General features: G+C 65.9%; 11 protein-coding genes. 2 read left to right on the forward strand and 9 right to left on the reverse strand.

Going from position 1 to position 14,651, the window contains the following annotated elements; all coding sequences use genetic code 11:
* Positions 1-68: 68 nt before the first annotated feature.
* Both AC3EDY_RS01580 and AC3EDY_RS01585 read left to right on the forward strand, forming a co-directional pair.
* Positions 69-974, forward strand: a complete 906-nt coding sequence (locus AC3EDY_RS01580; protein ID WP_488570686.1) for a UDP-2,3-diacylglucosamine diphosphatase — start codon at positions 69-71, stop codon at positions 972-974.
* Entirely contained in the window at positions 974-2,035 is a 1,062-nt protein-coding gene (locus AC3EDY_RS01585) for a glycosyltransferase family 4 protein (protein ID WP_488570687.1), read from the forward strand. The genes AC3EDY_RS01580 and AC3EDY_RS01585 overlap by 1 nt, the downstream gene beginning before the upstream one ends.
* A gap of 41 nt (positions 2,036-2,076) precedes the next feature.
* Here AC3EDY_RS01585 and AC3EDY_RS01590 read toward each other — a convergent pair whose 3' ends face one another.
* The 9 genes from AC3EDY_RS01590 to ahpF all read right to left on the reverse strand — a co-directional run bounded on the left by AC3EDY_RS01590 (position 2,077) and on the right by ahpF (position 14,463).
* On the reverse strand, positions 2,077-3,288 hold the full coding sequence (locus AC3EDY_RS01590; RefSeq protein WP_488570688.1) for a PepSY-associated TM helix domain-containing protein: 1,212 nt from the start codon (positions 3,286-3,288) through the stop codon (positions 2,077-2,079).
* Entirely contained in the window at positions 3,269-5,392 is a 2,124-nt protein-coding gene (locus tag AC3EDY_RS01595; RefSeq protein ID WP_488570689.1) for a TonB-dependent receptor, read from the reverse strand. The genes AC3EDY_RS01590 and AC3EDY_RS01595 overlap by 20 nt, the downstream gene beginning before the upstream one ends.
* Before the next feature lie 379 nt (positions 5,393-5,771).
* Entirely contained in the window at positions 5,772-6,581 is an 810-nt protein-coding gene (locus tag AC3EDY_RS01600; RefSeq protein ID WP_488570690.1) for an outer membrane protein assembly factor BamD, read from the reverse strand.
* 122 nt (positions 6,582-6,703) lie between these two features.
* A complete protein-coding gene (locus tag AC3EDY_RS01605) occupies positions 6,704-7,147 on the reverse strand; it encodes an RrF2 family transcriptional regulator (protein WP_488570691.1) in 444 nt (147 codons plus the stop codon).
* Between the two features lie 102 nt (positions 7,148-7,249).
* The gene (locus AC3EDY_RS01610) at positions 7,250-10,129 is read right to left on the reverse strand and encodes a glycosyl hydrolase (RefSeq protein WP_488570692.1); all 2,880 of its coding nucleotides are present in this window, start codon (positions 10,127-10,129) and stop codon (positions 7,250-7,252) included.
* A 14-nt stretch (positions 10,130-10,143) separates the two neighbouring features.
* Positions 10,144-10,518: a c-type cytochrome gene (locus AC3EDY_RS01615; RefSeq protein WP_488570693.1), complete on the reverse strand. Its 375-nt coding sequence runs from the start codon at positions 10,516-10,518 to the stop codon at positions 10,144-10,146.
* 105 nt (positions 10,519-10,623) lie between these two features.
* Complete coding sequence (locus tag AC3EDY_RS01620) at positions 10,624-11,106, reverse strand: MarR family winged helix-turn-helix transcriptional regulator (RefSeq protein WP_488570694.1); 483 nt, start codon at positions 11,104-11,106, stop codon at positions 10,624-10,626.
* Between the two features lie 133 nt (positions 11,107-11,239).
* Complete coding sequence (locus tag AC3EDY_RS01625; protein ID WP_488570695.1) at positions 11,240-12,712, reverse strand: helicase HerA domain-containing protein; 1,473 nt, start codon at positions 12,710-12,712, stop codon at positions 11,240-11,242.
* A 194-nt stretch (positions 12,713-12,906) separates the two neighbouring features.
* Positions 12,907-14,463: an alkyl hydroperoxide reductase subunit F gene (gene ahpF, locus AC3EDY_RS01630; RefSeq protein WP_488570696.1), complete on the reverse strand. Its 1,557-nt coding sequence runs from the start codon at positions 14,461-14,463 to the stop codon at positions 12,907-12,909.
* Positions 14,464-14,651 lie beyond the last annotated feature (188 nt).

The following is a 14,651-nucleotide window of genomic DNA, read 5'->3' on the forward strand; positions in this document are numbered from 1 at the left end:
CGTTTCGTCGCAATGTGACGATGGCATGAGAGTCGCAAGACAATGGCAGCACAGGAAGGGATCGGGTCATGGACCGCCCAAGCGAACGCAGCTTTGCCCCCGTCAGTGAATGGATCAAGGGCGCCCCGGACTGGCTTGATCTGCCCGAACCGCGCGGTTTCCGGCCCAAGCGGCGGGTACGCACGGTATGGATTTCCGATCTTCACCTGGGCACGCGCGGCTGCAATGCCGACATGCTGCTCGATTTCCTGGCCTCGATCGAATGCGAGACGCTCTACCTCGTCGGCGATATCGTCGATGGCTGGCGACTTTCGCGCGGGTGGTACTGGCCCGATGCCCACAACGAAGTGGTGCGCCGGGTACTCAAGATGGCCCATCGCGGCACGCGCGTGGTGCTGATCGCGGGCAACCATGACGAAATGCTGCGCCCCTATGCCGGCATGACCTTCGGCGGGGTGGAGCTGGCCCTCGACACTATCCACGAAACGGCAGACGGCCGCCGCCTGCTCGTCACCCATGGCGACGGGTTCGACGGCGTCGTGCTCTATGCCCGCTGGCTCGCGTTCCTTGGCGACACGGCCTATGCGGTGCTGCTGCGCGCCAATCGCTGGGTCAACCTGGTGCGCCGGCAATTCAACATGCCCTACTGGTCGCTTTCGGCCTACATGAAGAAACGCGTGAAGAACGCGGTGCAGTTCATCTGCGATTTCGAGGAAGCCGTGGCCCACGCCGCGCGCGACATGGGCGTGGATGGCGTGGTTTGCGGCCACATCCACTGCGCCGAAATCCGCCAGATCGGCGATGTCACCTATTACAACGATGGCGACTGGGTGGAAAGCTGCACCGCGCTGGTCGAAGATCTCAATGGCGCGATGAGCATTGTGGACTGGGTGGAAGAACAGAAGAAGCACGCAGCGTTCGTCCCCACCGCCCTGCCGGAACTGACCGGCCCGGCGCCGGTGGAAGCCGTTTGATGCGCATTGCCCTGGCGACCGATGCCTGGACCCCGCAGGTCAACGGCGTGGTCCGCACGCTGACCACCACGGTCACCCATCTGCGCGCCCGCGGACACGTGGTCGAACTGCTTACCCCCCAGCAGTTTCGCACCTGCGCGCTGCCCGGCTATGGTGAAATACGCCTGGCGATGGCACCGCGCTTCGGCACGCGGCGCACGCTGCACGATTTCGCGCCTGACATCGTTCATATCGCTACGGAAGGGCCGATCGGCTGGGCGGCGCGCAGTTGGTGCAAATCCACCGGCACGCCCTTCACCAGCGCTTTCCACACCCGTTTTCCCGATTACGCCGCCATGCGCACGGGGTTGAGCGCCGATACGTTCTGGCCGCTGATGCGCCGCTTTCATGCGCGCAGCGCCGCGGTGCTGGTTTCCACGCCCAGCCTGGCGCGCGAACTGGCCGGACATGGCATCCGGCAGACCCGGCTGTGGTCGCGCGGGATCGATGCCGAATTGTTCCATCCCGGCCATCAGCCGCTGCCGCAGCTTGCCGCCCTGCCCGGCCCGGTGCTGCTTTATGTCGGCCGCGTGGCAGTGGAGAAGAATCTGGGCGCGTTTCTCGATTGCCCGGTGGCCGGCAGCAAAGTGGTGGTGGGCGACGGGCCGGATCTGGCCATGCTCAAAGCCCGCTATCCCGGTGCCCGTTTCACCGGGGCACTTTCCGGCGTGGCGCTGGCCCAGGCCTATAACGCCGCCGATTGCTTCGTCTTTCCCAGCCGCACCGATACGTTCGGCCTCGTCATGATCGAGGCCATGGCTTGCGGCGTGCCCGTGGCAGCCTTTCCCGTGGACGGGCCGCTCGACGTTGTCGGCCTTGATGGCCTGGGTGCGCAGGGAACCCTGCCCCGCCCGGTCGGCGCCTGCCACCAGGACCTGGCCCAGGCCATCAGCCAGGCTCTGGCCTGCAGCCGCGCCGATGCCGCCGCCTATGGCGCCAGCTATTCGTGGGAAGCGGCGACCGACCAGTTCGAGATGGCGCTGGCCACCGCTGCCGGCGGAAGGATTCCGCGCGCCGCCTGATCGAGCGCCCCGCCCGGCCACGGGCGGATCACGCCATCGCTCTACCAGAACAGAAAGGCGATGGCCGGAACCAGAGTCACGATCGCCAGGCTTGGCCATTTCCAGGCGCCCAGATAGCCGAACGCGGCATGGCCCCTGCCCAGCGCCTGGCGCATCCGCCTGACGTGGATATAGGCGCCGCTGGCGCACATGCCCACCAGCAGCAGGCCGAACAGGAACCACACCAGTTTGGTGGCAAGTCCGCCGAACGTACCGAAATGCAGGGGATCGGCGGTGTGGACGATACGCTCGCCCGCGCCCAGCGCATGGGCCACGCGCTGTCCCAGCACCGCGTTCGTCACCGGATCGATGAACACCGCGTTGGTCCGCTCGCGCACCAGCACGGCCTGCCATTGCCCCTGCACGATGACCGGATCGCCGGGCGCGTATGGCAGGGTGACGGCGGTGATCGCCAAGCCGGGCATCGCACGCCGCGCCAGCCCGGTCCAACGACGAACCTGATCACCCGTGACGATCTGCCCGGCCATGCGCGTCGCCACGGGCGGGGGGGTATTCCACTCCACCCCGGCATGTTCCGCGAAGTACCAGATCGCGGTCAACCCGATGATCGCAACGAACCACGCGGCCCACAGCCCCGCCAGCCGGTGCAGATCGCCCACCCACGTGCGCGCGTTTCTGTTCCAGCGCGGCCTGCGAAAGAATCCGCGCCAGAATTTGCGATAGACGATCAGACCCGTCGCCAGCGAGAGCATCAGCACGAAGCCCAGCGACGTGACGAAATAGACCGGCAGGCGCCCGGGCAGGAACAGGTAATAGTGCAGCGCCCGCATGGCGTCCTGGAAGCTGCGACCATATTCGTGCCCGGTCACCCGGGCCGTGCCGGGATCGACATAGATGGTAAAGTCCCTGCCCATCGCATCGGTCGCCGCTACGGATTTGACGAAATAGGGCGCATCGTTGCGGTCATAGGATCCGATGCCGTGGAGCGCGGCGGCCGGATAGGCACGCCGGGCCGCATCCCACATCCGGCCCCAGTCCGGCGCGCGGTCCACGATCGTGGCACGGACGGCGGGCTTGTACAGCCATTCGATCTCGTGGCTGACCGTGGCGATCGTGCCGGTCAGGCAGACGAAGCCCAGCAACAGGCTCAGTTTCAGCCCAATCAGCGAATGCAGCCAGAAGGCCAGCGGCGCCGGCTTGCGGCGCTGGGCCTTCCCGCTGCGCGCCGCGGTGTCAGAAGCGGCCGCCGACACCCAGCGTCACTCTACGGCCTGCGGCTTCCATATAGGTGAAACCGCCCTGCCCCTGAACCTGGTTGGCAACGCTGACATAGCTCTTGTTGAACAGATTGTCGGCGGCCACATAGAGATCGACCGGCCCCAGGCGATAGCGGATGCTGCCGCTCGCCAGCGTGACGGCCGCGGTATCGACAAAACCGACCGCCTCCTCGCCGGGACTGAAGAACGACGAAGCGCCATAGTGGGTGAGCTGGAAATTGACGGACAGCGGCTTGACCGGCTGCCACTCCGCCCGCCCGGTGACGCGCAACGGCACGGCCACATCCGTGCCATAGGCAACGAAGCGGCCAAGATCCTCGTCGAAGACCTTGCCCCGCTGCAGCGTAAACACGCCTGCCAGGGTAAGGTTCTGGGCGGCTTTCCAACTGGCGTTGGCTTCGATTCCGTGGAAACGCTGCGGCACGCGCAGGGGGATCAGCGGGCAGAAACTTTCGCCCGCGCAGCTGGGATCGGGCTGAACCTGCGAAGACGAACTCGAACGCGAATAGTATCCGGCCAGCCCGAACGTGACAGGCCCGGCGCGGCCGCGCAGGCCGGCTTCATATTGATCGGATGTTGCCGGTTCGACGGACACCAGCGCCGGATTGGTCGCGCCCCGGGCCGCGCGGCCCAGTTGGGTCAACTCGGCGCCCTGGCTGAAGCTGGCGTAAAGCTGGATTGCCGGGGTCAGCGCATAGACTGCGCCGGCATTCCACAGCGCCAGATCGGATTTGCCAAAGGCACCGGGCGTTGCCGCGCGCGAAATTGCGGGGTCGTAGCCCTCCCGCTTTATCGCGCCGCGATACCATTCGCCCCGCACCCCGCCCGTTACGGTGAACCGGCCTGCAACGAATTCCAACTGGGCAAAGGGCGCATACGTGTTGAGATAGAAGGACGGTGTTATGTAGCCGGTGACCTTTTCGCCATTGGCCGCATCGACGATAAAGCGAAGGAAGTCGTTGCGGGTGAAGTCGAAGCCGTACGTGGTCTTGAGGCTTGCGCCGGCAACGGCATAGCTGCGCGTCAGCGCGGAGCGAAAGCCCAGGCGGCTGTTCTTGCGGTTCGATGCGAAGAAATCGTTGCCGTCGGCGGCCGAATAGAAATTGTCGCGCTGCTTGATCGACTGGTCCTGCCAGAACAGGCTGAGCGATACATCATGCCCCAGCAGGTGGGGATGGCGATAACCGAGCGACATCGTCACATTGCGATCCCGCCCCTGATCGACCTGGGGATGCGGTGCGACTTCGACGACGCTGGACAGGCCGTTGGCGGGGTTTATCGTGCCATCGGGATAGAACTGCGGACCGACATCCTCGTTGTGAAACGTGCCGGTAAAGCGCAATTCCTGCCCGGCGCCGAGGTCCAGCCCGAACGAGCCCAGCAGATCTAACGACTTGTAAGCCCCGGAATAGACCGGCGCGCCGCTGGCGCTGCGCACCCGCCCACCGTCGGTATAGGCCGCGCCCAGATAATAATCGAACCTGCCGCGCTTTTGCCCGATCCCGGCGTAGAGATCTGTCGTGAACGTATCCCGGGCCTTTGCCGTATTGAAACTTGTCTGCGCCGTCGCGTCCACTTCCAGGCGATCGCTTTTGGCGCGGCGCGTGATCAGATTGATGATGCCGCCCGGCGCGCCCGCGCCATAAAGCGCCGTGCCGCCCCGCACCACTTCCACGCGCTCCACCGAAAAGGGCGAGATAGTGAACGGACCGGTGCACGATCCGGGCCGCAGGTCCTCGTTGACGGGCACCCCATTGATCTGGAACGAGGCGGTGCGGCCGCGAATGGCGCTGCTGCAACTGCTACGGCTCTCGCTGTCCTGAACGCTGAGACCCGGAACGATGAATTCCAGCCCGGAGAGGATGTTGCGGTTCTGCCGCAACTGGTCGCCCACCGCTTTTTCGTCCACCACCGAAACCGAAATGGGCAACTGCTCGATCGAGGCGCCCGAACGCGTCGCGGTAATCACGATCTCTTCGCCTTCCATGCTTCCGGGAAGGGGGGAAGTGGTTTCGGCAAAGGCGGCCGGGCCAATGAACAGGGTGGAGGCAAGCAACCCACATTTCACGATCTGACGCATGGTATCCTCTGGTTGGGAGGCCGCGTCTAACGCAAATGCAAACTACTCGCAATATTGATATCGCGATTCTTGGCGTACGCGCCGGCCGCAAGCGCCATTTCAACCGCGGGCACGTCGCTGCCGGTGGCGCGGCATAACCGTATGCCACCCCGGTCTCGATAAAGGCGCGCTTGTACAGAATCTTGGCCAACGATCGCGTCGGTGTCCCGCTGCTCCGACTGACTCAGGATTATGCCGGGGCGGCAAGATCGGGACGCGCGTTCAGGGAAATATCGCTGCTCGTCCGTCCGGATCAATGCAGGTCGGCCATGCCGGCAAATTCACGTCTACCGATCCGCCTGGCGCGCGGGCTCTCTTCTCCGTCCGCAACGACCTTAAATCAAGCCGCGGTGATATCGTCGCCCTTAGCGTTCATCAGCTTGAACGCGCGCTTGTACCATTCGCTGCCGGGATAGTTGCTGCCCAGAACGGCGGCGGCTTTCTGCGCCTCGTCGCGAATGCCCAGGGCCAGATAGCATTCGACCAGGCGGAACAGCGCCTCGGCCGTGTGGCTTGTGGTCTGGTACTTGTCGATCACCACGCGAAAGCGCAGGGTGCCGGCCAGCCATTTGCCGCTTCTTTCATAGAAACGGCCCACTTCCATTTCCTTGCCGGCCAGGTGGTCGTTCACCAGGTCAAGCTTGAGGCGGGCATCGGTGGCGTAATCGGTATTGGGATAGCGGCGGATCACTTCGGTCAGCGCGGTCAAGGCCTGCTGGGTGATCTTCTGGTCGCGCGTCACGTCGCTGATCTGCTCGTAATAACACAGCGCTACCAGATAATAGGCGTAGGGCGCGTCCTTGTTGCCGGGGTGGATCGACAGGAAGCGCTGCGCGGTCTGGACCGACTTGGCATAGTCGCGCGCCACGTAATAGCTGAACGCACCCATCAGCTGCGCACGGCGTGCCCACGGCGAATAGGGGTGCTGACGCTCCACTTCGTCGAACAGCGCGGCGGCCTGCTTGGCATCGCCTTTGTCCAGCCGGTCCTTGGCCGTCATGTACAGCGTGTCCACATCGCGGGCCACATAGGCCACGTCCTTCTTGGCCTTGCTGCCACCGCCACAGCCCGCGGTCAGGCCCAGGGCAACGGTGGCGGCGGCAAGGATGGCGATGCGCAGCGTGCTGCGGCCGGAAACAGGAAGGGTCATGCGCCGTCCTATAACCAGCGCCTCGGCACTCGCCAAGCGAAGGTTGAACCGTCGCGCGAAAGTTGCTGTCGATTGCACGGATGTGGCGAAGCACCCGCGGCAAGGGGCGTCGCGCGGGGGGATCAGGCGCCGACAGCCTCGTCGAACGGGGGCACCAGGTCGATCGCGTCGGCCAGCGTCACCTTGTCGAGCATATCCGCCATCTCGTCACGCAGGCGGATCATCAGCCCGCGCAGGCGGCATTCGGCCTCGGGCAGGCAATTGGCGCAATGTTCGTGCGCGTTGCGGCTGGCGCAGGGCACCAGCGCCAGGCTGCCGCGAGTCAGCCGGATGATATCGCCATAGCGGATGTCCACCGGCGGCAATGCCAGTTCATAGCCGCCGTCGCGCCCGCGCTGCGAAACGACCACGCCTTCGCGCGCCATTTCCGAAAGGATCACGGTCAGGAACTTGCGCGGGATATTCTGCGCCTCGGCAATCGCGTCAAGCCGCACCGGACCATGGCCGAACGTATCGGCCAAATGCTGCAGCGCGCGGATCGTATATCGCGTTTTTTGCGAAAGCATGATCCTACAAAAAGCCCGTTGCAGCCGAATGTCAACGCAGCAACTTGAATATCCGGTGGGCATTGCCAGGCCGCCTGCCCGGCCGGGCAACGCCGCAAGGATTCAGCGCGTCGTGCCCAGCACGACCGGGCCGACCAGGCCCGCAGGGCGCAGCGGGGCATCGGCACCATAGGCGGGAACGGCGGTCCAGGTCACTTGTGCAGCGCCCGGCTGGGCATCCCCAATCAGCCGGTTGGCCCACCCGTTGGCCACGCGCACCGTGATGGTGTTGGTGCCGTTCCGCACCGCGGCACCTAGATCGAAGCGATAGGGCGCATGCCATTGCGTGCCAAGGTCATGGCCATTGACCGTCACCTGCGCGATATCGTGCACTTCCCCGAGATCAAGCCATAGCGGCCGGACCTGCCTGCCCCGTGGTTGCCATCCCCTGGGAACGCGGAACGTGCGGCTATAAGTCGCGATGCCCGAAAAATAGCGCACCCCGGGATTTTCATGCCGATCGAAACGCGTCAGCGCCGGCAGCGTCAGGCTGGCCGGCGCCCCCCGCCCCGCTTCGAATGTCACGCTCCAGCCACCCGAACGCGGCGCGCCGGCGATCTCTCCCAGCGGAACGTCGCGGGCGGCCGGCACCTCGGCATGGCTGGCCGTGCCAGCCTTGCGGAAAACGACGAAGACCGACGATTCCGGCGCCAGACGCAGCGGCACGATCGTTTCACCATTCTCGCTGCGATAGCTGACGGGCTCCATCCTGCCGCTGTCGGCATGCCACAATTCTGGTTGCCTGCCCGTCACGCGGAAGTGGCCTTCGAACACCTCCTCACGGTTCAAGCGATTGACCAGAAACCATATTTCTCCATCTGCCAGTTGGCGGTGAACAAACGGCACCTGCGCATCGCCCGCCCCGCGCAGGCGGAAATCGGGCGCCACGCCCAGGCGCACCAGGCCGGCATCGACATCGGCCAATGCGATCACGCGCCCTTTGCCGACCAGGGCATCGTCGCCGCCCGGCCACAGGCGCGCCACCAGTTGGCGCCATTCGGCCGCCCTGGTGCCTTGCCCGTCATCCAGCGAGGGCGAACCTCGCGGCGCCGGCCCGATGATGCTTGCCCCGCCATCGACCAGTTCCGCCAGCCGGCGCAACGTCCTGAGCGTCATCATCCGCGAAGTGCCTCCCAGGTAGACCGCGCGATAGCGCGCCCCGCCCTGGCTGACGAGCGCGTTACCCTGGTTGAGCAACACCCCGGCCAGCACATCGGCGTTGATGAAATCATACCCGTTGGCCCGTGGCGCGTCCGCAACCCATGCCTTGCCGTAAAGCCCGGCCAGCGACTGATCCTCGCCATAGAAATAGGCGACATCGGCCACATTGCGCCCCTGTTGCAACAGCAGGGCACTACGCGCCAGGTAATCGACCCAAGGCCGCGCCATGTCCGCCCAGGTTTCGTGCCGGTTGAAGAACTGCCCCGCGCCGTCCACCGCCAGACCTGGCAGCCTGCCGTCCGCCGGCTGGTGGACAGAAGCATCGATCACCGGCCGGTTGACCCCGTTCACGAAAGCCAGATCGACAATGCGGCGCAGGTCTGCCGGCGCCTCGGCCCAGGGCGCCAGCGTCGAGCGCGGCAGAGCGGCCGCCGCCAGATTCTGGCCATAGATATGCGCGACCGAGGCGGCTCCCCTGATATCGGCCAGATCGGCGGGATCGGGTCCGGCCTTGCGGTCGAACCTTGACAGGGCGGCCATCGGCACGTCGATGCGTACCCGCATCGCCATTTCGTCGCCCGGCGTCGGGCGAGCGCGCGCCAATGCCTGGGCATAGACTTTCAGGCCGTTTTCGTGCGCAATCTGCGCGATCATGCCATCGTGTTCCGAGGCGAGCAGGTCTGCCAGGGTCCGCCGCCAATCATCCCGAAAGCGGTCGGCATCCCCGCGCGCGCCGATCGGCACTCCGGCCAGGACCGGCAGCCACGGCCGGGGATCGTAACCGCGCAGCCGGATGAACTGGTCGATCATCCGGGGCGTCCAGTTGGCTCCATCCACCGCGATCGGGCCGACGGAAAAGGCCGTAACTCCGCGCCGTCCGAAAAGATCGGCGCCCGCCGCATCGCGATAGAGCGCGAGGTAACGCATCATATAGCGCCGCACCGCCGCGCCATCGAGCATGTCCACTTCAAGACCCGTCGCCGCGGGCATCGCAAGGCGGTTGGTAGTGCCGACAAGGCCGGCACCAAAGCGCAGGATGCGCCAGGCGCCGCCTGGGGGCGGTGTCCAGTCCAGCGTGCCGTCGGCGCGCAGCCTGTCCGTCAGGATGACAACGCGCGCCGCATCTGGCCCGCTGACCATCGGCGCGGACCCGGCCGGATCGACCGGCACCGCCACGACCGCGACATCGGCATGAAACGCCGGCTGCGGTGTCGTTGACGGCATCGTTGGCAGCGTCGCTTGCGGCATGGGCAGTGGCCCGGCGAGAGCGGCGCCATCGGCTATCAGGGTTTCGCTCCACACCAGCTTCTTCAAGGCATCGGCCGGCGAGACCCAGGGCCCACCGGTCGACGAGAGCCCGGGCGATGACGCAATCGCCAGTTCCAGCCCGCGCGCATCGGCGCGATGGGCAGCAAAGCGGATCGCCGCTTTCCACTCCGGGGTCATGAACACCAGGCGGCGATCAACCACCGGCGGAACCGGTGTCCCGATATCGAAGACCTGAAGGCCGCCGATCCCCATCCGGCTCATCCAGTCGATATCTTTGGCGATGCCATCCGTCGTGACGTTGCCGTCGAGCCACGGCCACAGGACGCGCGGCCGCGCCGAGGCCGGCGGATTACCGAACCGCAGTTCCAGCGGCACCGCAGTGCCGCCCTGCGCCGACGGCGTGACGGGCGATGCCATCGGTTGCACGGGCTCTGCCAAGGCGGCGCCGGCCAGCCCGGCGAACGGGCTTGCCAGCACCCATGCGCACCAGCGGCGGCCCTTTGCCAGTGCCATCGCGCGCCCGACGCTTACTTCGTGGCTTGCTGCAGATAGGCGATCACGTCGGCACGGTCCCTCGCATCGGGCAGGCCGACGAACGCCATCCTGGTGCCTTTGACATAAGTCGTCGGGCTTTTGAGATAGGCGTCGAGCGTTTCGGGCGTCCATGTCACGCCCCGCGTTTTCATCGCCTCGGAATAGGCATAGCGGGGGATGCTGCCGGCCGGGCGCCCGAACACGCCTTTCAACGACGGGCCAACGCGCGTCATCCCGGTGTTGAGATCGTGACAGGCAAGGCAGCGGGCGGCCACCGTGCGGCCCCGCGCCGGATCGCCATCGGCCGCTGCAGCGGTCACGGCCCAGCCAGCGATACCCACGGCCATTCCCAGAAAAGCAAGCTTCATGACGGTCTCCGACAGGCGACCGACACGGCGCCCCTTACGCGATCATATAGTAAACGCGGCTGACATGGCGCTGAACGGCCTGGGTCGCGCGGCTGCATGCCCCGTTCATCCGTCCCGCGATGGCGCCGACAGGCAGACCTTGGCCAGGATGCGGAACAGTTCGGACCGTTCCCGGGCGGAAAGGCATGCGGTTAGCGCGTCGTCCTGCGCCGCAACCAGGCGCCGCGCCTCGGCCAGCACGATCTGTCCTTGCGGTGTGACCCACAGGCCGCCGGCCCGCCGATCGAGTTTGCACGGTTCGTTGATAACGTAGCCGTTGCTCAGCAATTGCCGCACGAACTGATGCACGGTCGGGCGTTCGATCTTGAAAAAGCGCGACAGGTCGCTTTGCTTGACGCCGGGGTTGGCATTGATGACCCAGAGAATGGCAATCTGCTTGGGCGTAACCCGCATCGGTTCGAACTGGCGTTCCAGCCACGATACGCACAGCGCGTTAGTGGTGCCCACCTGAAAGCTCAGCACCGAATCCAGCCCGTCCAGCGCCAGTGCCGGCCCGGTTGACAGCTGCGTGAGGACTGCGGATGACAAAACCAGGCCCTTCCCGGCGCGTGAGACGATGCCCCGTTATCGTAACGGGTTCATTAGGCATACGAACCGAACGCGTGCAATCGTTTTGCCATGCGCCGGGCGAAAACGCTCGCGCCGCGGCCATCATGCAACGTCAGCCATCCACCGGTGCCGTTGTCATGCCAAGGCCCGGAATGCCGATCGACCGGCGCCCGCCGTAATCGGTGCGCACCACGATGAGGCCGCTCTTTTCCAGATGATCGAGCAGGCGGCGGATGCGCCCTGGGCTGCGCGTGCCATAGATATCGGCCAGTCGCTCGTCATCCGGGCACGGCTGCCCCTCCACAGCGGCCACGGCCAGCACCAGGAACGGCGCCAGCACATCGTCGGCAACGCTGGCTGCCAGCTTGAGCACGCTCTGCCAGCGTGGGGCGCGATCGTCGGGAATGCCGGCCACGGCCAGGGCGAAACGGCGGCGGAACTGCGCCAGATCCAGGTCCACGCGGCCCAGCCGCTGCATCCGGCACCGCACGGTGAAATCCTGGTATAGCTGCGAAGCGGCCTGAAACGTGCAATCGGGCTCGGCCACCATCTCGGCCAGGATCGCCGCAATGGCAGACGCGGTTTCCTCTGCCGCGAACAATTGCGGCTCGGCCGGCGGCTCAACGGCTTCGGCCGCCGGCACGCTGTTTTCGATCCGCTCGATCAGCGCGCCGCTGTCGGGCACGGCTTCCTCGGGCTGCGGCATCGCCGGCAGCGCCTCGAAGCTCAGCGGCTCGGCCATCAGCAACGCTTCCATCGCCTCGCCGGCGGCATGCGGCATCGGCATCAAGCCGTGTACCACGTTGCGGGCGCGGGTCTGCACATCGGCGATTTTCACGCCCACCGGGCGCCGGCAGATTGCCGGGCCGAGCGCCAGGAAATGGCCGCGCTCGAGATCGCGGATCTGTTCGGCCTGGCGCCGTTCCATGCCCAGAAGATCGGCGGCGCGCGCCATATCGATATCCAGGAACGTGCGCCCCATCAGAAAGTTCGATGCTTCCGCCGCCACGTTCTTGGCCAGCTTCGCCAGCCGCTGCGTGGCGATGATGCCGGCCAGGCCGCGCTTGCGCCCCCGGCACATCAGGTTGGTCATCGCCGCCAGCGACAGGCGCCGCACGTCGTCGGCCACGTCGCCCGCGGCGGCTGGCGCAAACACTTGCGCCTCGTCCACCACGACCAGCGCGGGATACCATTGTTCGCGCGGGGCATCGAACAGGGTGTTCAGGAACACCGCCGCACAGCGCATCTGCGCTTCCAGTTCCAGCCCGTCGAGCGCCAGGACGACCGAGGCGCGGTGCCGGCGGATGCGTGCGGCCAGCTTGACGATCTCCGCCCCGTCATAGGCCGATCCATCCACCACCACATGGCCGAACGGCGCCGCCAGGCTGACGAAATCGCCTTCGGGATCGATCACCACCTGCTGGACCAGGCTGGCGCTCTGTTCGAGAATCCGGCGCAACAGGTGCGATTTGCCCGAACCGCTGTTGCCCTGCACCAGAAGGCGCGTGGCCAGCAGTTCTTCGACGTCGATGCGGACGGCAGCGCCCGACCGTTCGTCGGCGCCGATGACGATGGATGCGCTCACCCCCCGGCTCTTAGCGCGCGGGGCGATGGCGGCAAGGGGATGCTCGGAAAAGGCTGTCGATTGCGCGGTGGGCTTGGCCGCATTCTCCCCCTCCTCTTCAGAGGAGGGGGCCGGGGGGTGGTGCGATGCCCGGCGCAAGGTTTCCACCACCCCCAAACCCCCTCCTCTGAAGAGGAGGGGGCTTTTCAACGGCTTCAATGCCTGATCAGATAGTCGAACGCGGAAAGCGAGGCCTTGGCGCCTTCGCCCATGGCAATGACGATCTGCTTGTAGGGCACCGTGGTGCAATCCCCGGCGGCGAAAACGCCATCAAGGCTCGTGGCATTGTGTGCGTCCACCTCGATCTCGCCCCGGTTGGTCAAGGCGATGCTGCCATTGAGCCATTCGGTATTGGGCACCAGGCCGATCTGCACGAAAATGCCTTCCAGTTCCACCGTATGCTCTTCGCCGGTTTCGCGGTTCTTGTAGGCAAGGCCGGTCACCTTGGCGCCGTCGCCCAGCACCTGCGTGGTCATGGCCGAGGTCACGATCGTCACGTTCGGCAGGCTGCGCAGCTTTTTCTGCAGGACGGCATCGGCCCGCAGCTGGTTGTCGAATTCGATCAGCGTCACATGGGCCACGATCCCGGCAAGGTCGATCGCGGCTTCGACGCCAGAATTGCCGCCGCCGATCACCGCCGTGCGCTTGCCCTTGAACAACGGACCGTCGCAGTGCGGGCAATAGGCGACACCCTTGTTGCGGTATTCCTCTTCGCCCGGCACGCCGATCTGGCGCCAGCGCGCGCCGGTGGACAGGATCACCGTCCTGGCCTTGAGGCTTGCCCCGCTCGCCAGTTCGATGTGATGCAAACCGTCGCCATTCGCGGGCTTGAGCTTGATCGCCGCCTGCACGTTCATCACGTCGACTTCATAATCCTTCACGTGCTGCTCAAGCTGGGCAACCAGCTTCGGGCCTTCGGTATGCGGCACCGAAATGAAATTCTCGATGCCCATGGTGTCAAGCACCTGGCCGCCAAAGCGTTCGGCCACGACGCCGGTGCGGATGCCCTTGCGCGCCGCATAGATCGCGGCCGCCGCACCGGCCGGGCCGCCGCCGACCACCAGAACGTCGAACGGGTCCTTGGCGGCGATCTTTTCCGCCGCGCGGGCCACGGCGCCGGTGTCGAGCCTGGCCACGATCTGGGCCAGGTCCATGCGCCCCTGGGCAAAGATTTCGCCGTTGAGATAGACGGTGGGCACGGCCATGACCTTGCGCCGCTCGACCTCGTCCTGGAACAGCGCGCCGTCGATGGCGACATGCGTCACGGCCGGGTTGAGCGCGGCCATGATGTTGAGCGCCTGCACCACATCGGGGCAGTTCTGGCACGACAGCGAGAAGAACGTTTCGAAATGCAGCGGCCCTTCCAGGGCGCGTACCGTGTCGAGCAGGTCTGCATCTTCCTTGGGCGGATGGCCGCCGACATGCAGCAGCGCCAGGATCAGCGAGGTGAATTCATGGCCCAGCGGCAGGCCGGCAAATATCGCCTCGGCACGACCTTCGTCGCCGCGGATGGCAAAGCTGGGCCGGCGCACGTCCTGCCCGTCGAGGCGGAACGACACCTTGTCGCTCAACGCCGCGATCTCTTCGACCAGGCTGCGCGTGTCCTGCGATTTGGGGCTTTCGTCCAGGCTGGCGATCAGTTCGATCGGCCGGCGCAGGTTGCCGAGCAGACCTTTGAGCTGGGCGGTGGTGGGGACATCGAGAACAGGCATGGGACAAATCTCTCAGGCAGGAGGGTGCGTGCCGCGTGGGGCCATGGACGGCCTCACGCCTGGGATGGGCGATGAATTTCGATATAGGGCGGTACGGACGGCGGAAAAGCGGTGCGTTCGAATTCGCGGTCGCGGCCGGCCGGCCATCCGCCGGGTCCGGGGCGGGCTTGGCGCCCACCCCGGTAAAC

Source organism: Novosphingobium sp. DS6-6, assembly GCF_057784975.1.